Below are 21,128 nucleotides of genomic sequence, written 5' to 3'. Positions count from 1 at the left end.
AATGCGGCATAAATTCTCTACGAGATGACTGTGTTATAAATGGGGTATTTACACTATGCTGCTGGCCTTCAGGTTACGCCCATCGTGCTGGACATCAAACAGACGCAAAAATCCGATGGGCTGTGGCTGACCAATACTTCAAACGCAGATATGGATGTGCAAGTACGGGTGTTCAAGTGGGATCAAAACAATAGAACGGATGTGCTTAATCCTACATCGGACTTTGTAGCCAGTCCCCCAATGATCAAAATTCAAAGCGGGAATAAGCAATTTGTTCGTTTGGTCAGAGTAGGGCAAGCTCAAGCTCAAATCGAGCAAGCATATCGTATTGTTGTAGATGAGCTGCCATTGGAAAGTGCTGCAAGCAAGGGATTAACCTTCGCGCTTCGATACTCGGTTCCTGTCTTCATCCAGGGAATGGGCACGTCTACACCTGCGCTTCTCAAGTGGCACCTGGAACCAGGTACAAAAGGAAACGTGCTGTTGACCATTAGTAATTCGGGAACGACGCGTGCGAAGCTGAGTGATTTGAAATTCACCAGCAATAAAGGTCAAACTTTGGTTATTAACCAGGGTTTGTTTGGTTATGCACTCGCCAATAGCACCCGACAGTGGTCTGTTTCAAGACAGTCTCGTCTTTTTGCTTCTGGTGGAACGTTTCATGCGGTGATGAACGGCAAAACACTGCAGGTTTCAGTGCCCGGCTTCGGCTTATAAGTCTCGAAGGCCGGATACATCACGCAAAGCCATCTATTACCAATAAATGGTAACCATTTGAAATAATACTGTTGTTTTATCCGCTTTGATGGTAAATGGCCTTGCTCGAATTCATTATGCTTGCTATTTTGATTGATTGATAGAAGTCAATTGACTTTTATCGTCAACGTAGCACTTCTCTGTAAAGGGATAATAATGATAATGAAAGCTACTATGATGGCCGCTTGTGTGGGCGTGGCGTCAATGATGGGTACGATGAGTGCCTATGCAGCAACAGATTCCACAACATTTGATGTCACCATTTCAATTACACCATCTTGCAATATCAGTACGTTGGGTAATGGGGCTCAAACACTGGCCTTTGGCTCGCATGATTCTTTCCAGACTCAGGTTGCCGGCACGACAAATTTGGTTGTGACGTGTACCAACGGCGCTGCCTACCAGTTGGGCTTGAACGAGGGACTGCATGCAAGCACAGCAGCTGACGTTAATACCCGGCGGATGATTGGCGTTAGCACCGCGCCTGACAATACAGCGGATTTTGTGCCGTATCAGCTTTATCAGGATGCAAGTTATGCCACGATTTGGGGCAATACGCTGGATACAGACACTAAAGCGGCAACCGGAACGGGCACCCAGGACACGCATACCGTATATGGTCGAGTTCCAAGTACCAACTACACCGTCGGGAATTATCAAGATACCATTACAGCCACAGTGACATTTTGATTCGGCTATCGGAATAATTATGTCTCAGGAGCATAACAATGGCTGCGAATGGTTGAATGGATAAAACCAGGAAAGATAGCTAGTCTGCTGATAGTTTTCTGTGCTCTGGCCGATTTGGCCCGGGCGCAGAATATTCCTCCACCGATTCGGCAAAATGACGCCAGCGCAAAGACTGAAGAGGGATTGAACACTGTCTATCTTGACGTGTCGCTTAACGGAAACCCGATCAGCAATTTAACACCTTTCACTGAAAAAAATGGCAAGTTGTCTGCCAGTCCAAGCGTCTTGCGCAGCTTGGGATTTCGCGTGTCCGAGGACAGCACTTCACCAATTGCACTGGATGATGTTGACCTGTTGAGTTACCGTTACAATCAAAACTTGCAGCGACTGTCCATGACGGTCCCGCTAGATGAGCTGGACCTGGAGTCCACGATGTTGACAAATGTGCCGTCTTCCGATATTGAAGTCTCTACGGGTACGGGGCTGCTGCTGAACTATGACATTTACGCATGGCACTCAACAAATCGCTATAAATCCATCAGCGCTTTTTCCGAGCTCAGGTTTTTCAGCCCGTTGGGCGTGTTAAGTAATACGGCGCTGTTCAAGAAAGAATCAGGCACTCAGCAGATTGCAGGGCAGAGTGATTCAGTGCGCCTGGACACCCAATGGGAAACGTCCTGGCCGGGCAGTGCAGTGAGCCTGCGGCTGGGCGACACGCACACCGCCGCTGTGCCGTGGTCGCGTCCCACCCGCATCGGCGGCATTCAGCTGAGTCGCAATTTTGCTTTGAAGCCCTATTTTTCTACCGCGCCACTACCCTCATTTTTGGGTTCAGCGGATATTCCTTCCAATGCAGAACTCTATGTGAATGGGATCAAACAGTTTGAACAAGAGGTACCTGCAGGTCCCTTCAATATTCAGACTATGCCTTATATCAGTGGCGCAGGTAATGCCACATTGGTGTTGACTGATGCAATGGGCAAGCAGCGGGCAGTCGAGCTGCCGTTTTATAACAGCACAACATTACTGAAAAAAGGACTGGCCGACTGGTCCATCGAGGCCGGTTATGTGCGCAAATCGTACGGGATCAAATCATTTGATTACGGCCATGACCCGATGTATTCCGGCTCAATTCGCTACGGGGTGACCAATGCAATCACTGCCGAAGCACATGCCGAAAGCACCAAGAAGCTGGTGAACTACGGCGCAGGTGTAAACGCGCGGCTGGGTCAGTTCGGCGTCGTGTCTGGTTCATATGCAAGCAGTAAGCATAATAATGTGCGGGGCAGTATGTACAGTTGGGGGTACCAGTGGCAGGGCAGTCGCTTTCACGTGAGCGCGGACCTGAAAAAAGCGCAAAAAACCTATCGTGATGTTGCCTCACTGTATGGTTCAGAGGTCCCTGAAACCAACCGGATTTTGTCGGCTGGTGTCAATTTGGACCAATGGGGCCAGTTGGGCGTGAGCTACATTAACCTCAAGTATTTCGAGCAGCCGGCAGATCGCTATCTGAATGTGTACTGGAACAAACAACTCAATGACACAGTGAATGTGACACTGAACTACAACAAGGATTTGAACAAATCCGGACGTCAGACGTTGTTTCTGGGCGTGTCCTTCAGTTTTGACAAACGCTATTCGGCCTATGTGTCGGCCACCGCACTCAATGACACCAACCGCTACACGGCCAGCGTATTCCGGCGGTCTGAAGACGATGAAGGGTTGTCATGGATGGTTCAGTCGCAATACGAACGACAATCTGCTGGCTTGTATGCAAGCGCAAATTATCGAGGTCGTTATGGCGAGTATTCAGCGGGGGTCCAAAGCGACAGGGGCAATAGCGCCGCGTATGCCAATACGACAGGATCCCTGGTGCTTATGTCGGGCGGCGTATTTGCCAGTCGGCAGATTACAGATGGCTTTGCAGTGGTCTCGACCAATGGCGTCAAGGATGTACCGGTCCAGCTGGAAAATCGTAACTATGGTACAACCAATAATAGCGGGTTGCTGATTGTGACACCTTTGAATTCTTATCAAAAAAATCAGATTTCGATTGATCCCTCGGTATTACCGGCAAACATGATGATCGATAAGGTTAATACAACGGTCGCACCGGAGAGAGGGTCAGGTACGCGTGTCCTCTTTAAGGTTGCGCCGGCCCGTGCGGCAACGGTGGTCCTGCATGATCGTAACGGTCAGCCGTTGCCATTGGGAACACGGGTTGTGCTCAATGGCGGCTCAGAAACCATTGTAGGTTACGATGGCATTGCGTACTTGGAACAATTGCAGCCACATAATCAGGTCACCGTATCATTGGAGTCTGGCACCTGTCAGGTGCAATTCGATTACACCAATAACGAAGACACAATCCCACGGCTTGGGCCGCTGGTATGTAAGGAGTAATCACCCATGCGCGTACTTAAATTGTTCGGTCTACTATGTGTTTTCACTCTTGCTTCATTATTTGCGACGGAGCGCGCGCAGGCAAGTTGTACTGCAACTATTACTTCTCTGAATTTTGGGGTTATCAATCCTGTCACGCCGACTACTGTCGATGTCAATGCGACTATCAATTACACTTGTTCTTCTCTGATTACTTTGTTGAGTTATATAAAAGTATGTATCGAAATCGGCCGTGGTCCGCAAGACACGGATGTAAATAGCCGAGTGTTGACTCATACTACGATTTCGTCAGAAAAACTGACATATAACGTGTATTCGAACCCAGCTCTGACGACAGTTTTCGGCAATGTCTATGGTTCAGCCAGTCCACCTGTCATTATCCACCATGGTCCGTACGCCATCGGCTTGCTGGCGACAGCACGGGGTTCACAAACCGTTCATGGTCGAATTCCAGTGACGAATCCTTTCATGCTACGCAGTGTCGGACAATATAATTCAACCTTACCTGTTACCGTGCGGATGGCGATTGTCTCGGTTATAGGTCAGAGTCCGTGTACAGTCACCGGAACGCCAGCGAACATTTCGTTTCCGATTGCTGCCAGTTTAATTAGCGCCTGCAAGATTAATGCGCAACCATTAAATTTCGGTAGCCAACCGAGCAATTTTTCAGTAAACGTAATGTCAACAAGCACGATCGCTTCAACCTGTACTAAGGGAACACCCTATCAAATTGGTTTAAATAACGGTTTGTATGCTGTGGGAAATCAGCGACGCATGAAAGCTGGAGATGGTCAGTTTATTAATTACGAATTGTACAAAGATTCAGCGCGTTCCCAGCGATGGGGCGCTGCGCTAAATACTGCCGAGACGCTTGCCGGTGTGGCAACAGGAGCAGCGCAGAATGCGTCGGTATATGGAAAAGTTGTGCCCCAGACCGGACTCAGGGCAGCCAACTACAAAGATACCATTACGGTAACGATTACCTATTAACCTATTGAAAATAGATCCTGCGATTTGGTTTAATCATGGCCGGTGCCCTTGGGGTTAGCAGCCAGAATATACACATCCAACAGGAGAGGAAGGCATGAATGGCACCGGCCAATAGGGTGTTTATCGCGGACTACTTCTCTCAAAGACTGGGTTTCACCCAGTACTGACCGTCTGGGACTACTTTACACAAACCCAACGTCAGGGCTGGCATAATATGAGTACGCTCACTTATCTCGTTGTGCCGAGCTGCTCAGCAACTTCTATACTACTTTGGTAGTCGTGTGATTGGTTCAATTTTTTTAGGATCGCTATGGCCCTACATCATGCATTGTCAGGCGAGTTGATCGACATTCGCCCTCTGGAAGAAGAGCTCAAGACAACCGTTACTAAAACATTGTACAAATCAGACCGGTTGGAGGTATTCCGGATGATTATCTTGGAAGGACGGGCTACACCTGCGCATCATGTCTCAGGGGAGATAACGGTCCAGTGTCTAGAGGGAACTATTGAGTTCATCACAGGCGAAACTACCCAATTGATGCGAAAGGGCGATTTAATCTGCCTTGCAGGTAACGTCAATCACGCGGTGAAAGCGCTGGAAGATGCCTCGGTTCTTGTCACTATTTTGCTACTCGACTAGTAGCGCGCATCTACACTACATCAAATAGGTATGTTATGACGTTTGTCGTCACCGAAAGTTGTATCAAATGCAAGTACACACATTGTGTTTCGGTGTGTCCAACTGATGCGTTCCGCGAAGGGCCGAATTTCCTGGCTATCGAACCTGAAGACTGCATCGACTGCGCATTGTGTGTGCCGGAGTGCCCTGTAGATGCAATATTCGCAGATAACGAGGTTCCCGCCAGCCAGGTGCATTTCATCCCAATTAACGTGGAACTGGCGGGCAAATGGCAAACCATCTCCCGAACCCGAGATGCCTTACCCGAGGCAGAAAAATGGGCCGATGTTAAGGACAAGCTGGAACTGTTGGAGCGCTGACTAACGATAGTCCACACCGAGCACGTGCTCGTCAATCACGTGCTCGCGTAATATCAAATCCTCAAATTCAACCGCGTACTTCAAATTTTCCTCTATTTCGTCAAAGCCAGATATTCAGATTTGAAACCGACATTTATGCCCTTATAGCGAATGTTTCACCATCGCCAGCCGAATGTGTTCGATCGCTCGAGATGGCTCAAGCCCCTTGGGGCAAACCTCAGTACAGTTCATGATCGTGCGGCAACGAAAGACACGGTAGGCATCGTTCAGGTCATCCAGCCGTTCTTCGGTGGCCTGATCTCGGCTATCAGCAATAAATCGATATGCATTTAACAATCCTGCGGGACCGACGAACTTGTCAGGATTCCACCAATATGATGGGCATTGGCTTGAGCAGCACGCGCACATGATGCATTCGTAAAGACCGTTAAGCGAGTCCCGTTCTTCAGGAGATTGCAAGCGCTCTTTCTCGGGCGGAGGGTCGTCATTAATCAGATATGGCTTGATCGACCAATATTGCTTGTAAAACTGGGTCATGTCTACGACCAGGTCGCGAATGACCGGTAAACTGGGCAAGGGACGCAATACAACGGTGCCTTTCAATGTTGCTATTGGTGTAACACACGCGAGCCCGTTACGACCATTGATATTGATAGCATCTGAGCCGCAAATGCCTTCGCGGCACGATTTGCGAATGGTCAGCGAATCATCGACTTCCGTTTTAATGCGCAAGATGACGTCCAGCAACATGTGATCATTGGGACCGATCTCTATATCAAAGTGCTGCATCCTCGGTTTTGTATCTCTGTCTGGATCAAATCTGTAGATTGACAGCTGCATAGATGCTCCCCATGTAAAGTATCGCAAGTGATGGCTCTTCAGGCACCCACAGTGAATAACACTTGCGTAATCCAAACCGTCATGCTAATTAGGCCGAGCGCGATCAATGCCAGGACGGTCATCCGAAGCGGTAAAGGCTTGACGTAATCCATAATGACGTCGCGAAGTCCTATCCACGCATGAATAAGCAATGCAACGAAAAATACGACGGTTGTAGTGCTGAGTGCTGTGCCGGAAATCGAATCACGCCATGCTTCATACGAAGCGGGCGGATAAAACGCGAAGTACACCAGCAGAAAAAGAAAGAAAAAGAGTAGATAAATTGCAGTGAACCGTTGGATGATCCAGGCGCCGAGACCGCTAATTGGTGTTTTTTTCATAGAAAAGCCACGGCGGCAAGGACAGCAAACAACGGACTGATGCAATTGACTATCCAGGCGCTGCGACGCGCTGCCGGTAGACTTGAGCCTTTATCAATATCGCTGAGTAGGTGGCGAATGCCTGCCAGCATGTGATGGCCCAGCACCCAGGCGAAGACAATAGCCAGACAGCGAACGGGAAGGCCATGAATGAGAGAAATGGCCCGTTTGTAGCCGTCGGGCCCATCCAAGGACAAATCCAGAAGGTAAATACTAAACGGAAAGCCTACAGCCAACAGGATTCCGCTAAGGCGGTGCATGATGGAAGTGATGGCCCCGACCGGCATCTGGATCTGGAATACATTAAAAAAGATGGGCCTTTTCATGGTCCTCCCGTATAAATGTTATGTTGATTCGAACGATCACGGTACCTCTTTTGCTTAAAAAAGAGAGACGACGACATACACCCCTGCGCCCAGTCCCATATGAGCTTTAGATCAACAAGCTACGTAGCACACTCGAACGTATTTTTGAAACAGTAAATCAGCCAACGATCAACAAAGCAGCACAAAAATCGATTAATCAAGGTAGAGGCGAAAAGAAAACTGCAGTGGCAGCAAAAGCGCGTCAGACAATAACCATTATTCTTGATGCTGAGCTACATACTAAGATCAACGTATATTGCTGTACAGCGAAAGAGGGTAGTCCTGCCAAAAAAAGTGAACGGTTTGAAAAGTAGAATTTTCTAACAGCAGTATTTAGAATTTCAATTTATGGTGGAAAAAATTTTCCCACTCATTCCGAACGCGTCGCAATCATGCGTTCAGCGTAACTGCAGTACCGCTGGTATTGAAAGGGATAAGCGTGCCGGTAATTCCCGACTTGATCATCTCCACCATTTTGTTCAATGGGGCTTCGGCATCTTCGCTGCGCAGCGGCCGACCTTTTGTACCTGACAACGCGGCGGCAAAGACCAGTGTCCAATGTGGCATGTATTGACGCGATTCTGCGCACAACGCCTCAAAGGTATCGAGCTCTTCCGGGGATTTGTCCAGGCAGGCCAGAGGCGTGAGCGCACCACCTGAGCCGGCCTCGAAAGCTGTGCGTTGTTCTGGCGTGCAGTCGTCGGGCAGTTCGACCGAGACGAAGACAAACAGCAGCCGCTGAGGCTCGGCTTGTTGGCGCGCTGCGGCGAGAAGTTCATCAAAACAGGAAATGTTCATGCGCAACTTACCTTGTGTTCTTTAGCATGGTCTATGCGTGAGCGAATGGCCAGGTTATTCATTGTTGAGCTGGCCGTCCATTCTGACACGGCGGACATTGGACTGATAGAGCAAAATCAGTGATACCCAGACGATACCGTACAGTAGCATAAAGGTACTTGATCGGATACCCGAGAACTCAAGCACGGCACCAAACATGACCGGCAGCAGGAATCCACCAAGCCCGCCAGCCAGCCCCACGATGCCGGTAACAATACCCATCTGTTCGGGAAAGTCATCAGCAACATATTTGAAAGTCGACGCCATACCGAAGGCAAACACCGAGCCTAGAATGAACAACAGTATGGTAAAGACTGGCGCTGGGAGATGAATATGGAAGCTGAGCGGGCCATTAATAGTGTTGATGGTGAAGGTAGTGTCCGGATAGGACAGGGTGAACAGGCACACCCAGGCGACCCAGAGCCCCCACCATGTTATCTTGTGCGCGCCGTAGCGATCGGCCATGCCGCCGCCGACTGCCCTTAACACTGAACCGGGTAGCGAAAAACCTGCCGCAAGCGCGGAGGCTAGTACGATGGAGTATCCGAACTCGGCCATCATGTACTGGGGAATCCAAAGCGAGAGCGCGGTAAAGCCGCCGAAGCAGATGGAGTAGTATTGGCAATACCGCCAGATGCGTGGATCTTTGATGATACTGAGCTGCATGGCCAGCGAAACGGTGGATTTCTTGACGCCAGGGTCCTTGACCGAACCGAACCAAAAGACGAGCGCTGTGGCCAGCAGGGCAATGGCATATATTTTGGGAACGGCGCGCCAGCCCAGCGCAGACTGCAACGCTGGCGTGACAAAGAGGTTGACGGCGGCACCGACGGTGCCAGCGCCGAAAAACCCCATGGCAAAACCTCGCCTTTCGGGAGGAAACAACCTGGCCACATAGGGAGTACCGACAGCAAAAGAGGCGCCCACGACGCCCAGGAACAAGCCGAGCAGCAGGAATTGCCACAGCGCGGTGGCATATGAGACAAGATAGACCGGGATCGCGCAGGCGACAAGCAGGGCTGTCATAACGATGCGGCCACCAAAACGATCGGTCCACATACCCAGTGGCAGCCGTAGCAATGCGCCTGTGAGTACTGGCGTTGCCGTAAGCAGCCCAAACTCGGCGCCGTTCAGTCCGAGTTCTTTGCGCAAGGCAATGCCAACGACGCCGAACATCATCCAGACAACGAAACACACCATGAATGCGAAGGTCGTTATACACAAAACAAACATCGGTGATTTATGCGCTGCCATAGTTGCTCCTGGTGGGTATGTGCCGGCGTGCCCGCCTCTGGCGTTACGTGCTGGGGCGGGATGCGGGCGCTTATTGTCCGCATTACTGTAAAAGAGGTCCTTGGGTAACATCCAGTGTGATGCCTTGAAGTTGCGCGCCAGACACCAACAAAGTCAGATACTGCTGGATAGCTTTGTGCCTGACGTAGTCACGCAGGTATTGTTCGATCTTTTCGGAAACAGCCTCAAAGGGCAATTCCCGACCGTCCAGTCTTCGCTCTACCATTACGATATGAAAGCCATAGCGCGTTCTGACCAATCCAGGCAGCAGGCCGGTCTGTTTGGTGTCAAATAGCGCTTTGTCGAACTCAGCAACGCTTTCCCCCCGGGTGAGCTGGCCGAGACTGCCGCCAACCTTGCCCGACTGGCAATTGGATAAGCTACGCGCTAGTTCGTCGAACTTGTCGGGATGCTGTGCGACATCGCGATGGACTTCCTCGGCCCGTGCGCGCAGCTTGGGCATGGATACGCCATCAGTGAGAGCGAACAGAATATGTCGGGCATGGACAATATCCGGGCTGCGAAATTTCGAAACGTTGGCGCGATAATAGCGCCGGGATTCTGCTTCATTGGGCTCTGGCATTGCGCATTCCAAGGCCAGGAGGCGGTCGATCGTATCGTCATCAATACTGGTGGCGTCATCCAGCAAATTTTTTGCACGGGCCTGCTGGGTCAGCAGTTCTCGCAACACCAACGCGCGTCGAGCGGCGAAATCTGGATCGGGTTCGTCTGGATGCGACGCTGTTTCGATAGCGATGACGCTGTCTTCAATCAACACACCATTGACAAGTAACTGGCTACTGTTAAGCGATGTTTCTGCGCTGGAAGTGGAATTTATCATGCAGACAATCCTTGAATCAGCGTTTGCGTACGATCTGATGAGGGCGGACAAGATAGCCGACGGTAGCCAAGCCGCTCCAGATGTGTACTAAACGCGTGAAGGGTGAAATCAGGAAAATGGTGAAGCCCAGAAAAATATGGGCTTTGTAGACAAAAGGCACGGTGGCGATCAGCGCAGCACTGCCCGTGTCGAAGGTGACGATGCCCTTGACATAGTTGGTCAGGATTTCGAACATGGCGCCATCCATATGCTGCAACGACATTGGCACCGTCAGTAGACCCAGGGCCAGCTGCACCCACAGGAACACCAATACCAGGATGTCGGCATGGGCGCTGTTGATACGTATGCGGGGATCTGCCAGCCGACGATAGAACAGAATGCTCAACCCGACAATAGCGACGATGCCGGCTGCGCCACCGCCGACCATGGCCAGCAATTGGTGCTGCGATGCTGACAGGAAAGGGGCGACCATCCAGTGGGGTGCCAGAAATCCCACAAAATGGCCTGCGATCACAATCAGTATGCCAAAGTGAAAGAGATTGCTGCCCAGGCGCAATTGTCTGCGCCGGAGCAACTGGGAAGAGTCGCTTTTCCAGGTGTATTGCTCGCGGTCGAACCGTATCAGACTACCCAGCAGCAAGATTGTCACGCAAATATAAGGATACACACCAAATAGCAGCATATTTGTAGTGCTTGAACTCATGAACTGCCTCCTAAAATACTCTTGTCCTGAAAGCTGGATGAAAAGCCGGTGTAACGCGCGTCGTGTCTATTGGGGCGGGCGTGTAGGATAAAACTTGACAGGCTGATCCTGCGTTGGCGCCTGGGCATTGAGGAAACTAACGGGCTCGTCCTGCCATTCCTTGTCCAGGACCTCAGTGTCGATGGTTGCGTTGTCTTCATCGCGCGGAGCAATCCACACATCTTTGGATAGTGGAGGCTGTCCCGCCATAGGAAGTAGGGCTGCAACGGCTGCAGCGTACCTAATTCCCTGTTGGGCCAAGTGTGTGGCAATAGTGCGATTAATGTCAGCGACTTCGCCCAGCAGGCTGCGGGCGCGCTTCGCGGGTTCGTGCGCGGCAAACTCCAGAAAAACGGGCAGGTAGTCAGGTAACTCCTTGGCACCCAGAAACAGCCCGCTTTTTTCGTACATGGCCAGCAAATCCACCATGGCCTGTCCGCGATCGCGTGATTCACCATGCACATGCTCGAAGAGATAAAGCGAAGTGTTGCGTCCACGATCAAAAGTCGCGACATACGCTTCTTGCAGGTCCAGCAAGTCTGCTCTGTCCAGATAGTCGACCAGTTCGCACAGTGATGCACGGGTGGCGGGCGGCAGGGCTGCATGATCGGCGACAGTTGTCCGAATCTCGGGTAAGGAGTCGAGCAGCGCCTGATCGGGATAGTCGAGCAGGGCGCTGAGCATACTCAGTATCAGACCGTGGTCTTTCATTTCTTTCATCTAGTCTCCCGCCGCCCGTATAGGGATAGTCTTGCGTTTCTTGTCTATTCCCTTGAAACCGCCGAACAGACTGGTTTCCGTGGTGCCGTCAGAGCAACCGTTGCCGAATGAGAAACCACAGGAGGCACGCAGGTCAAAGGCATCTTCCGCATATTCACGGTGAGTGGTCGGGATGACAAAGCGGTCTTCATAGTTGGCAATCGCCATATATCGGTACATGTCCTCGATTTGTTCGATGGTCAGGCCGACTTCTTCGAGCAGCGCCGGATCGTCATATCGGTTGACATGTCTTGTCCGCATGAAGGCGCGCATCGCCAGCATGCGCTTGAGTGCAAGGCGCACCGGCGCTTCTTTTCCAGCGGTCAGCAGATTGGCAAGGTAGCGCAGTGGGATGCGCAGGGAATCGACATCGGGCAGCAGGCCGTGGGTCGCTAGCCTGCCATCATTGGCGGCGGTGCTAATCGGCGAGAGGGGTGGCACATACCACACCATGGGCAGCGTACGGTATTCGGGATGCAGCGGGAAGGCTACTTTCCAGTCCATGGCCATTTTGTAGACTGGGGAGTGCCGCGCACCTTCCAGCCAGTTTTCAGGGACACCATCGCGCAGCGCCTGTTCACAGACAGCAGGGTCGTGGGGATCCAGAAAGATGGACAGTTGAGCTTCGTAAAGATCTTCAGGGTTTTCTACTGATGCCGCCTCTTCTATGCGGTCCGCATCGTACAACAAGACACCCAGGTAACGGATACGCCCGACACAGGTCTCCGAGCAAATGGTGGGCTCACCGGCCTCTATGCGTGGATAGCAGAAAATACATTTTTCAGATTTACCGCTTTGCCAGTTGTAGTAGATTTTCTTGTACGGACAGCCCGATACGCACATGCGCCAGCCGCGGCATTTGTCCTGGTCGATCAGGACAATGCCATCTTCTTCTCGCTTGTAAATCGCACCCGACGGACAGGATGCAACACAGGCTGGATTCAGGCAGTGTTCGCACAGTCGTGGCAGATACATCATGAACGTATTCTCGAACTCGCCGTAGATTTCCGTCTGGACCTGGTCAAAGTTGTAATCGGCCTTTCGTTTCTCGAACTCCCCACCGAGTAACTCTTCCCAGTTCGGGCCATATTCGATCTTCTCCATGCGCTCGCCAGTGATCAACGAGCGTGGTCGTGCTACCGGCCCCACCTTCACATCCGGCGCGTCGTGCAGATGCGCATAGTCGAAGGTAAAAGGCTCGTAATAGTCGTCAATTTCGGGCAGATCGGGATTGCCGAAGATCTTGGACAGCACTCTCCACTTGCTGCCCGCATTCAGCGCTATTTTGCCGTTGGCCTTGCGTTTCCAGCCGCCATTCCAGCGCTTCTGGTTCTCCCAGTCCTGCGGATAACCTACGCCAGGCTTGGTTTCTACGTTATTGAACCAGGCATACTCTACGCCTTCTCGTGAGGACCATACGTTTTTACAGGTTACTGAACAGGTATGACATCCAATGCACTTGTCCAGATTCATCACCATGCCGATCTGTGCGCGGATCTTCATTTGTCGTCTCCCTTTTCTTTTTCGGCCATGGCCAGGGTGGGGGCACCGTGCTCCAGCGTATGCAGATGCCTAGCCGCTTCGCTGTCTGACAGTACAGAAGCGGGGGTAGACTCATCTTTCCAGTCTATGGTGCTCATTTTTCGGACAATAACGAACTCATCTCGGTTTGAGCCGACCGTGCCGTAGTAATTGAAGCCATAGGCCAGTTGTGCATAGCCACCTATCATGTGTGTAGGTTTGGGAGTGATGCGTGTAACGGAGTTATGAATACCACGTACGCCGGTGACTTCGGATCCGGGTGTATTGATGATTTTTTCCTGCGCGTGGTACATAAACACAGCGCCTTTGGGGATGCGCTGGCTGACGACAGCGCGCGCGGAGAGCGCGCCATTCACGTTGAATGCTTCGATCCAGTCGTTATCGACCACGCCTATTTTCTGCGCGTCGATTTCGGACAGCCAGACGATAGGCCCACCGCGCGACAAGGTCAGCATCAAGAGATTGTCGGTGTAGGTGCTGTGTATGCCCCATTTCTGGTGAGGGGTCAGGAAGTTCAGCGCGATTTCGGGGTTGCCATTCGAATGGGTATCTTCCATGCCCAATGTACTTCGCGTATCCAAGGGCGGTTTGTAGACACAGAGCGATTCGCCAAAATCGCGCATCCAGCGATGGTCCTGATAGAGCTGCTGGCGGCCCGACAGGGTGCGCCACGGAATGAACTCATGAACGTTCACGTATCCCGCATTGTACGAAACATGCTCGGACTCGATGCCGCTCCAGGTTGGAGAGCTAATGATTTTGCGGGGCTGGGCCTGGATATCGCGAAAGCGTATTTTTTCGTCTTCGCGGCTGCGGGCCAGGTGAGTATGATCCAGTCCGGTCATTTTGGACACGGCTTCCCAGGCTTTGACGGCCACCGCACCGTTGGTTTCGGGTGCGAGAGACAGCACGACTTCGGCCGCGTCAATGCCTGAATATATTTGCGGTCGGCCTTTCGAAATGCCTTCTTCGCGCACAACACGATTCAGACCACGCAGCAGTTCGATTTCTTCGCCGGTCTGCCAGGTAATGCCTTTACTGCCATTGCCCATCTTGTCGAGTAAGGGGCCTAGCGAAGTGAATTTCTTGTAGGTGTTAGGGTAATCGCGCACAACAGTCATGACATTGGCCATGGTTTTGCCCGGCACCGGATCGCATTCGCCCTTGCCCCAGTCGGCAATGTCGCCGGTCTGCGATATTTCATCCGTGCTGTCGTGCTGGAGCGGGAAAAGCACGACATCGCGCTCTTCCCCGAGATGGCCCTCTGTCAACTCAGAGAACCGTTTTGCGATGCCTTTGTATATATCCCAGTCGCTTTTCGACTGCCATGCCGGATCGACGGCGGTGGACAGGGGATGAATAAAAGGATGCATGTCTGAGGTGTTCATGTCATCCTTTTCGTACCAGGTGGCTGTCGGCAGTACGATGTCCGAATACAAACAGGTCGTCGACATGCGAAAGTCCAGAGTGACGATCAGATCGAGCTTACCTTCGGGAGCTTGGTCGTGCCATACCACCTCCTGCGGGCGCACTCCCCCGCTAGCACCCAGGTCTTTGCCTTGCACGCCATGTTCGGCACCCAACAGGTGCTTGAGAAAATACTCATGCCCCTTGCCCGAAGATCCTAGTATGTTGGAGCGCCAGATAAACATATTGCGCGGAAAATTCTCCGGCGCGTCAGGGTCAGTACAGGCCATTTTGATGGAACCGTCCTTGAGCCCGCTGGCAACATAAGCTGCCGCGTCACCATTGGCCGTAGCTTTTCCGATATCCAGCGGATTGGTGCTGAAGTGCGGCGCGGAGGGCAACCATCCCATACGCTCGGCCTTGACGTTGTAGTCAATAGGATTTTCGGGAAACTCGTGTTTGTCGGCCAGCGGTGACAAGAGCGTTGATATCTTCAGCGTTTCGTAGCGCCACTGATCGGTGTGGGCATAGAAATACGATGTGCCATTCATGAAGCGGGGCGGACGATGCCAATCCGTGGCGAAGGCCAGGGGTAGCCATCCCGTTTGCGGACGCAGTTTCTCCTGACCCACATAATGAGACCACCCGCCGCCCGACTTACCTACGCAGCCGCACATGACTAGCAAATTGATTGCCGACCGATAGCTCATGTCCATATTGAACCAGTGGTTCAGGCCAGCACCGATGATAATCATCGACTTGCCTTCCGTCTTGTGGGCATTTTCGGCAAACTCGCGGGCGACGGCGATGACGTCTCGCCGGCTGACGCCTGTGATTTTTTCCTGCCAGGCGGGAGTGTAAGGTATATCGTCGTCAAAGCTGGCCGCAACGTTATCGCCGCCTAACCCCTGATCCACGCCATAGTTGGCAATGAATAAGTCGTAGGCTGTGGCGACAAGCACTTGGCCATTGCGTGTGGCAATTTGTTTTACACCTATCCGGCGTGCCAGCACGCTGTCGTGGCCGGTATGGGTAAAGTGCGTGCTTTCGGCGTTACCGAAATAGGGAAAAGCAACGTCAATAACCTGGTCGTGATCCTGCACAAGTGACAGGCGTGCACGGATAGGGTTACCCTGTGCATCCTCTTCTTTGATATTCCACTTGCCCGCATCGCCACCTTCTTTCTGGCCCCAGCGAAAGCCAATCGATCCGATGGGCGCAACAGGCTTGCCGCTGATCTCGTCCAGCACCACGGTCTTCCAGGCGGCGTTGTTGTCCTGCCCCAGCGCATCGTCGAACTCATCAGCCCGCAGCATCCGCTCAGGCACATAGTGATCGCCTTGCCTGACAATGCGCACCAGCATCGGCATATCGGTATAGCGTCGGCAATAGTCTGCAAAATAGTCGCTTTTACCAGCGACGTGAAATTCTTTCAAGACGACATGGCCCATAGCCAGACCCAGCGCCGCGTCGGTTCCCTGCTTGGGGTGCATCCAGAGATCGCCGAATTTGGCTCCCTCGGCATAATCCGGGAAGATGGACACGACCTTGGTTCCGCGATAGCGAACCTCGGTCATGAAATGCGCATCAGGTGTGCGTGTTTGTGGAACGTTGGAGCCCCACATGATGATGAAGGTCGAGTTATACCAGTCTGCCGACTCGGGTACGTCGGTCTGTTCTCCCCAGGTCTGGGGAGAAGAGGGCGGCAGATCACAATACCAGTCGTAGAAGCTGAGGTTGACACCGCCGATCAGCGATAGATAGCGGCTCCCTGACGCATATGAAATCATCGACATCGCCGGTATGGGCGAAAAACCGACGATGCGGTCTGGTCCATGGCGCTTGATGGTATGCACGTTGGATGCGGCAATGATTTCGTTGACTTCGTCCCAACTGGATCTGACGAAACCGCCTAGGCCACGTCGGCGGGTATACGATGTCCGCGCGTCACAGTCGTCGACGATTGCTGCCCAGGCCTCAACGGGCGCCAGCGTACTGCGTTTGTTGCGCCACAGTTTGAGCAAGGCGCTGCGAACGAGCGGGTACTTAAGCCGGTTGGCGCTATATAGATACCACGAATAAGAAGCCCCGCGCGAACAGCCGCGGGGCTCGTGATTGGGCATGTCGGGGCGGGTGCGAGGATAATCGGTCTGTTGTGTTTCCCAGGTAACGATGCCGCCTTTGACATAGATTTTCCAGGAACAGGACCCTGTGCAATTTACGCCATGGGTAGAACGTACGATTTTGTCGTGCTGCCATCGCTTTCGGTAGGCTTCTTCCCACTTACGGTCTTCTTTGATGGTTATACCAAGACCATCTGAAAATTCAGGCCGGTCAGTGGAAAAATACTTGAGCCGATCAAGAAAATGGCTCATGGTGTAGCCTGCGCTTCGAATATGTGAACAGGGGCCACACTCAGTGGGTAACACATGCAAACCATAGTTCCTCCTGAGCCGCAAATAGGACAGACCTAGGTCGGCCTGAGCCTTGGCACTGCATCGAGCAGTATGCGACCGATGTCTGGTCAAAGCGATGCAGCGTGTAATCATCATATATGAGTTTAACCAATTCCTCAACATATGGATTCTCTAAATGGCCCGACTTTGATGCAGTTCGGTTGGTTAAAGCCCGTCCCTTAGCGTGCGTCGAATTTCGTATTCTAAGTTCAGGGAAATCCAGTTCGGATTTAGATTAACTTACTGAGCTTCAACCAGCCTATTTAATGTGAAAACAGAACTGGTATTCTAAGGTCAGCAAAAACACCCTTGGTAGCGCCACCTAGGACAAAATCACGAATGCGAGAATGCCCAAAGCCGCCCATGACTAGCAAATTCGCTCCCATAGCAAGTGCCGATTCTTGCAAAACCTCGGCAATTGGGCGCTGATCAAGCGTTACCGTGTGAGCTTGAGCCTGAAATCCGCGTCTTCTCAATGACGTAGCGAGAGACTCTGCCAGGTCAACTCTTGCAAGTTCTTTTTCGCCTTGAATCGTCAGCACCGTAATACGGGTGTGTTCTGTCATAAGTGGCATGGCATCAGCAAGTGCGCGCGCTGCAGCACGAGTTCCGTCCCAAGCTACTGCCATGTGCTCGATCGGTCCCGAGTTCTCCGTCTGAGGAACGAGAATCACTGGCCGGCCAGAATCAAAGATGACTGCCTGAACAACGTCTTGGACGACGGGGAGATCCTTTGCCCAAGGGAATAGAGCGATATCAAAATATCGTGCGTCGCTGGCTACAGTTTCTTCTATCATCCCCATGCCCAATGTCTTGCTAGAACTCTCGACTCTTATAGTCTTATCTGCTTCATTATGAACCAACGCTTCAAGCCGCCTACAGTTTGCTTGACTGGTTTGTTCCGCAGCGCCAATGATTTCGGGGATACTCAGGAACAACCCATCCAACGGAGAATATACGTTCGGAAAATTCACAGCGAAAGTTGTGACATGAAGCTCGCAACCTATCATAGGCGCGAAAGCCACGGCAGCCGTGACCGCCTCGTTCGGAACCACGTCTGGATAGGTGAGCAGGGGCATGTAGATAAGACGAGAATTTAACATAAGAAACTCCTTTGTATTGGATTTGTTTGCAACGTATTGCAGTTAACAACAGGAAATAATCGAAGCGTTCGAGCTGCGCAACTGGTATCTCAGTCGTTCAGCATCTTCTCTGTGAAAGAAAAATTATTTGTTGACATAGGTTCAATCATTTCAGATTTGGATACTGGGCAAAAAAGGTTTCGAACCATTCCCATAGCGGTTTCGGGTCGAATAGCTGTGTAGGCTGATGAATCAGTGCTGACTAATAAAGTATTACCCTTACCAAAAATCAATTCATAAGAAGTGGATTGAAGTACCTTGAATAGTTTTGAGTCACAGTCGATGCGATTAGTACTAATCAGTGATTTAACATTCTGAGATTTAAATAAGGGTGAGTCCGCGCCATTGATTAGAACAACATAATCCATAATCTGATGCCCATTATTCTGCGTCCAATTTATGCTTTTTAAATCAATATAAAAATCAAACCCACCACCATCAGCCAAGAACTCCCAATGGCGCTCTTCAGCCACTCGTGTAGGAACAGGATTAGTAGTATTACACCCACCGAACAGCATCGCCACCGAAACAGAGATACACAAAGTGAACTTGGTCATTTCGTGGTCTTCTTATGTTGATTTTCCAATAATTTTTGGCGGGGAATACTTTTTTTACCAAACGCCTCTATGGTTTGTCGCACAACGTTTGAAGTAACACTTCCTTTAGATGCTTGGCCTAAAAGATAAGTCGGAAATTTGTTGAGAATGTAGTTGTTTTGTAGCCAATTTCTAAACTTACCAAGCGCGTCATTGGGATAGGCATATGATGGCTGAGGATTGGACTTGGCTTGGGGATAATAGTCCGGGTACTCATGGCGGTATTTAATGCGCTTTCCAAATTTAAATTCGAGATCATTTTTTGTCCAGTACTCGCTCCAAGCACGTCCTACGGAGATATCAGGGAGTACCTTGTCACTGATAATGACGCCGGCATTAATCAGGGGAATAATCATAATGGCGATCTCTTTAAATACTCCCCAATACCCATCAGGAACCGTATTCTGTGTCAGATCAAGTCGATCATGAAAGTGTTTCCATTGTTCAAGAATTCGTTGTTCGGGTTTATATCCAACAGAATCGTATATGAATTTTCGAAAGGTAATACGGGCCATCGACCTGAAGGCATTGATCGCTTGTAGTCTCGGTCTATTAGTAATAAAAGCATAATATTCGAGTATTGCAAAGCAGACGGGCTCTGTGTATACGTTTATTTTTCTGCCTTGATATTCAGCGCCCAGATGCAGCGTTGCTTCTGTATAACCAATTTCATCCAGTAGTTGATTGATTTTTTTACCGCGAGGTTTTCGCTGTTCATCTGCCCATGCGATCGATAGCTTATTCAGCACTTTTCGGTCGATTCCGCACATACGGGCCAGCCCGCGTTCTGTAAGAAAGGGAAGGCCATTTTCGAGTACACCCATTTGCACGCCGTCCATTTCAGCCTGTTTTTCAACAAGAAAGGGTGCGTTCGGACTGTATTTTTTTGAAGCACTCAATTTTTTCATAATATTTTCTGTCATGGATATATTCGAAAGTCTGAAAGATCATGTGTGGATAGTTCAATAATCTATATCGCGTGACTCTCCTTGCGGTATTCGGAAATTCTTGTAATGGAACTTCAAATCCTGGCTGCACTTATTCAATAGGCGCTACTTCGATTCCTACTAGATTCCGCTCACTATTGAGTAGCAACTTTGGTTAATTGATTCTAGCGCTTTCCATTGCGGTTGCAATAATTATTTAGGCAATTAAGGGGTGCAAAATCGCTCAATTTGCATTGTTATTGATATTGCGCAATGTCGGTGATCTGCCAAAGCGTACGCTAAGCATATAGGTCCTCATCTGTGGCGATGGTGACGCAACAATCAAGCAAGGAGAGTTACATGTCAGTTTCAACAATGCCATTAGCCCGAGTGGCAGTCGTAACCGGTGCCATGGGGGGATTAGGGACCGCACTGTGCCAAAAATTGGCGCTCAGTGGTATGAGGGTAGCTGCAACTTGTTCTCCTGATAATGATCATGTTTCTCAGTGGTTGGAACAACAACGGCACAACGGCTTCGAGTTCCAGGCATTCTGTCTGGACGTTGCTGATATCACTTCTTGTGAAACGACTGTCGCACAGATTGTGGACGATATGGGTGCAATTAGCGTACTTATCAATAATGCTGGTATTACCCGTGACATGTCGATTCGAAAAATGACGTGGGAGGATTGGAATGCCGTGCTTCGCACCGATCTGGATAGTATCTTCAACATGACCAAGCAAGTCCTTGATGGCATGATCGAGCAGGGCTGGGGACGAATTGTCAATATTTCGTCTGTCAATGGTCAAAAGGGCGCTTTTGGGCAATCGAATTACTCCGCAGCGAAGGCTGGAGTGCACGGATTTACCAAATCGGTTGCGTTGGAAGTGGCCAGAAAGGGTGTGACGGTAAATACCGTTTCGCCTGGTTATCTACGAACGCCCATGGTAAGCAAAGTGCCTGAGGATATTTTAAATAGCAAGATTTTGCCGGAAATACCGGTAGGACGCTTAGGTGAGCCCGACGAAGTTGCAGCATTGGTTGCTTTTTTAACTTCAAATGACGCAGCTTTCATTACCGGCAGTAATATTTCGATTAACGGTGGCCAACATATGTATTGAGAC

Annotated in this window: 20 protein-coding genes; 7 read left to right on the top strand and 13 right to left on the bottom strand. The window is 50.8% G+C overall.

Features of this window, described 5'->3' with window-relative positions; genetic code table 11:
• Positions 1–39: 39 nt before the first annotated feature.
• The 6 genes from INT32_RS20910 (at position 40) to fdxA (ending at position 5,838) form a co-directional block, all read left to right on the top strand.
• Complete coding sequence (locus tag INT32_RS20910; protein WP_226817332.1) at positions 40–717, top strand: molecular chaperone; 678 nt, start codon at positions 40–42, stop codon at positions 715–717.
• Between the two features lie 132 nt (positions 718–849).
• A complete protein-coding gene (locus INT32_RS20905) occupies positions 850–1,446 on the top strand; it encodes a spore coat U domain-containing protein (protein ID WP_193090626.1) in 597 nt (198 codons plus the stop codon).
• A 183-nt stretch (positions 1,447–1,629) separates the two neighbouring features.
• Positions 1,630–3,849, top strand: coding sequence for a fimbria/pilus outer membrane usher protein (locus INT32_RS20900; protein ID WP_193090625.1), 2,220 nt, complete (start codon positions 1,630–1,632; stop codon positions 3,847–3,849).
• Positions 3,850–3,855: 6 nt separating this feature from the next.
• The gene (locus INT32_RS20895) at positions 3,856–4,839 is read left to right on the top strand and encodes a spore coat U domain-containing protein (RefSeq protein ID WP_193090624.1); all 984 of its coding nucleotides are present in this window, start codon (positions 3,856–3,858) and stop codon (positions 4,837–4,839) included.
• Positions 4,840–5,149: 310 nt separating this feature from the next.
• Positions 5,150–5,479, top strand: coding sequence for a cupin domain-containing protein (locus INT32_RS20890; protein WP_193090623.1), 330 nt, complete (start codon positions 5,150–5,152; stop codon positions 5,477–5,479).
• A 35-nt stretch (positions 5,480–5,514) separates the two neighbouring features.
• Entirely contained in the window at positions 5,515–5,838 is a 324-nt protein-coding gene (gene fdxA, locus INT32_RS20885; protein ID WP_193090622.1) for a ferredoxin FdxA, read from the top strand.
• Between the two features lie 141 nt (positions 5,839–5,979).
• Here fdxA and INT32_RS20880 read toward each other — a convergent pair whose 3' ends face one another.
• The 13 genes from INT32_RS20880 to INT32_RS20820 all read right to left on the bottom strand — a co-directional run bounded on the left by INT32_RS20880 (position 5,980) and on the right by INT32_RS20820 (position 20,000).
• Entirely contained in the window at positions 5,980–6,678 is a 699-nt protein-coding gene (locus tag INT32_RS20880; protein ID WP_193090621.1) for a succinate dehydrogenase iron-sulfur subunit, read from the bottom strand.
• A 38-nt stretch (positions 6,679–6,716) separates the two neighbouring features.
• Positions 6,717–7,058, bottom strand: a complete 342-nt coding sequence (sdhD, locus tag INT32_RS20875) for a succinate dehydrogenase, hydrophobic membrane anchor protein (RefSeq protein WP_193090620.1) — start codon at positions 7,056–7,058, stop codon at positions 6,717–6,719.
• The gene (sdhC, locus tag INT32_RS20870) at positions 7,055–7,423 is read right to left on the bottom strand and encodes a succinate dehydrogenase, cytochrome b556 subunit (RefSeq protein WP_193090619.1); all 369 of its coding nucleotides are present in this window, start codon (positions 7,421–7,423) and stop codon (positions 7,055–7,057) included. Before sdhC ends, sdhD begins: the two co-directional genes overlap by 4 nt.
• A 429-nt stretch (positions 7,424–7,852) precedes the next feature.
• Positions 7,853–8,260: a ribonucleotide reductase subunit alpha gene (locus INT32_RS20865; protein ID WP_193090618.1), complete on the bottom strand. Its 408-nt coding sequence runs from the start codon at positions 8,258–8,260 to the stop codon at positions 7,853–7,855.
• A gap of 54 nt (positions 8,261–8,314) precedes the next feature.
• Complete coding sequence (locus INT32_RS20860; RefSeq protein ID WP_226817331.1) at positions 8,315–9,553, bottom strand: nitrate/nitrite transporter; 1,239 nt, start codon at positions 9,551–9,553, stop codon at positions 8,315–8,317.
• Between the two features lie 82 nt (positions 9,554–9,635).
• Positions 9,636–10,433: a peptidylprolyl isomerase gene (locus INT32_RS20855; protein ID WP_193090617.1), complete on the bottom strand. Its 798-nt coding sequence runs from the start codon at positions 10,431–10,433 to the stop codon at positions 9,636–9,638.
• A 16-nt stretch (positions 10,434–10,449) separates the two neighbouring features.
• Complete coding sequence (gene narI / locus INT32_RS20850) at positions 10,450–11,136, bottom strand: respiratory nitrate reductase subunit gamma (RefSeq protein WP_193090616.1); 687 nt, start codon at positions 11,134–11,136, stop codon at positions 10,450–10,452.
• A gap of 66 nt (positions 11,137–11,202) precedes the next feature.
• Positions 11,203–11,895 carry a nitrate reductase molybdenum cofactor assembly chaperone gene (narJ, locus tag INT32_RS20845; RefSeq protein WP_226817330.1) on the bottom strand — a complete coding sequence of 231 codons (693 nt, stop codon included), beginning with the start codon at positions 11,893–11,895 and terminating at the stop codon, positions 11,203–11,205.
• Entirely contained in the window at positions 11,896–13,437 is a 1,542-nt protein-coding gene (gene narH, locus INT32_RS20840) for a nitrate reductase subunit beta (protein WP_193090615.1), read from the bottom strand.
• Positions 13,434–17,258, bottom strand: coding sequence for a nitrate reductase subunit alpha (locus INT32_RS20835; RefSeq protein WP_193090614.1), 3,825 nt, complete (start codon positions 17,256–17,258; stop codon positions 13,434–13,436). The genes narH and INT32_RS20835 overlap by 4 nt, the downstream gene beginning before the upstream one ends.
• A gap of 344 nt (positions 17,259–17,602) precedes the next feature.
• Positions 17,603–18,442 carry a universal stress protein gene (locus INT32_RS20830; RefSeq protein ID WP_193090613.1) on the bottom strand — a complete coding sequence of 280 codons (840 nt, stop codon included), beginning with the start codon at positions 18,440–18,442 and terminating at the stop codon, positions 17,603–17,605.
• 89 nt (positions 18,443–18,531) lie between these two features.
• Positions 18,532–19,038 (bottom strand): surface-adhesin E family protein, encoded by a 507-nt coding sequence (locus tag INT32_RS20825; protein ID WP_193090612.1) that lies wholly within the window; start codon positions 19,036–19,038, stop codon positions 18,532–18,534.
• Positions 19,035–20,000, bottom strand: a complete 966-nt coding sequence (locus INT32_RS20820) for a hypothetical protein (protein WP_193090611.1) — start codon at positions 19,998–20,000, stop codon at positions 19,035–19,037. The genes INT32_RS20825 and INT32_RS20820 overlap by 4 nt, the downstream gene beginning before the upstream one ends.
• A 363-nt stretch (positions 20,001–20,363) precedes the next feature.
• On the opposite strand from INT32_RS20820, the gene phbB reads away from it, so the two are divergent.
• A complete protein-coding gene (gene phbB / locus INT32_RS20815) occupies positions 20,364–21,125 on the top strand; it encodes an acetoacetyl-CoA reductase (protein ID WP_226817329.1) in 762 nt (253 codons plus the stop codon).
• The last annotated feature ends 3 nt before the right edge of the window (positions 21,126–21,128 follow it).

It is taken from the genome of Advenella sp. FME57, from assembly GCF_014897675.1.
Taxonomy (GTDB): domain Bacteria; phylum Pseudomonadota; class Gammaproteobacteria; order Burkholderiales; family Burkholderiaceae_B; genus Advenella.
The sequence above is the reverse complement of the archived record's forward strand: the minus strand, read 5'-3'. Positions and strand labels throughout refer to the sequence as shown.

Coding starts and splice junctions, on each gene's coding strand:
- INT32_RS20830 (WP_193090613.1), bottom strand. CDS start 18,442: ATGTTAAATTCTCGTCTTATCTACATGCCCCTGCTCACCTATCCAGAC.
- phbB (WP_226817329.1), top strand. CDS start 20,364: ATGTCAGTTTCAACAATGCCATTAGCCCGAGTGGCAGTCGTAACCGGT.
- INT32_RS20825 (WP_193090612.1), bottom strand. CDS start 19,038: ATGACCAAGTTCACTTTGTGTATCTCTGTTTCGGTGGCGATGCTGTTC.
- INT32_RS20910 (WP_226817332.1), top strand. CDS start 40: ATGGGGTATTTACACTATGCTGCTGGCCTTCAGGTTACGCCCATCGTG.
- INT32_RS20890 (WP_193090623.1), top strand. CDS start 5,150: ATGGCCCTACATCATGCATTGTCAGGCGAGTTGATCGACATTCGCCCT.
- INT32_RS20895 (WP_193090624.1), top strand. CDS start 3,856: ATGCGCGTACTTAAATTGTTCGGTCTACTATGTGTTTTCACTCTTGCT.
- narH (WP_193090615.1), bottom strand. CDS start 13,437: ATGAAGATCCGCGCACAGATCGGCATGGTGATGAATCTGGACAAGTGC.
- INT32_RS20865 (WP_193090618.1), bottom strand. CDS start 8,260: ATGAACATTTCCTGTTTTGATGAACTTCTCGCCGCAGCGCGCCAACAA.
- narJ (WP_226817330.1), bottom strand. CDS start 11,895: ATGAAAGAAATGAAAGACCACGGTCTGATACTGAGTATGCTCAGCGCC.
- INT32_RS20855 (WP_193090617.1), bottom strand. CDS start 10,433: ATGATAAATTCCACTTCCAGCGCAGAAACATCGCTTAACAGTAGCCAG.
- INT32_RS20820 (WP_193090611.1), bottom strand. CDS start 20,000: ATGACAGAAAATATTATGAAAAAATTGAGTGCTTCAAAAAAATACAGT.
- fdxA (WP_193090622.1), top strand. CDS start 5,515: ATGACGTTTGTCGTCACCGAAAGTTGTATCAAATGCAAGTACACACAT.
- INT32_RS20835 (WP_193090614.1), bottom strand. CDS start 17,258: ATGAGCCATTTTCTTGATCGGCTCAAGTATTTTTCCACTGACCGGCCT.
- narI (WP_193090616.1), bottom strand. CDS start 11,136: ATGAGTTCAAGCACTACAAATATGCTGCTATTTGGTGTGTATCCTTAT.
- INT32_RS20880 (WP_193090621.1), bottom strand. CDS start 6,678: ATGCAGCTGTCAATCTACAGATTTGATCCAGACAGAGATACAAAACCG.
- sdhC (WP_193090619.1), bottom strand. CDS start 7,423: ATGAAAAGGCCCATCTTTTTTAATGTATTCCAGATCCAGATGCCGGTC.
- INT32_RS20860 (WP_226817331.1), bottom strand. CDS start 9,553: ATGGCAGCGCATAAATCACCGATGTTTGTTTTGTGTATAACGACCTTC.
- sdhD (WP_193090620.1), bottom strand. CDS start 7,058: ATGAAAAAAACACCAATTAGCGGTCTCGGCGCCTGGATCATCCAACGG.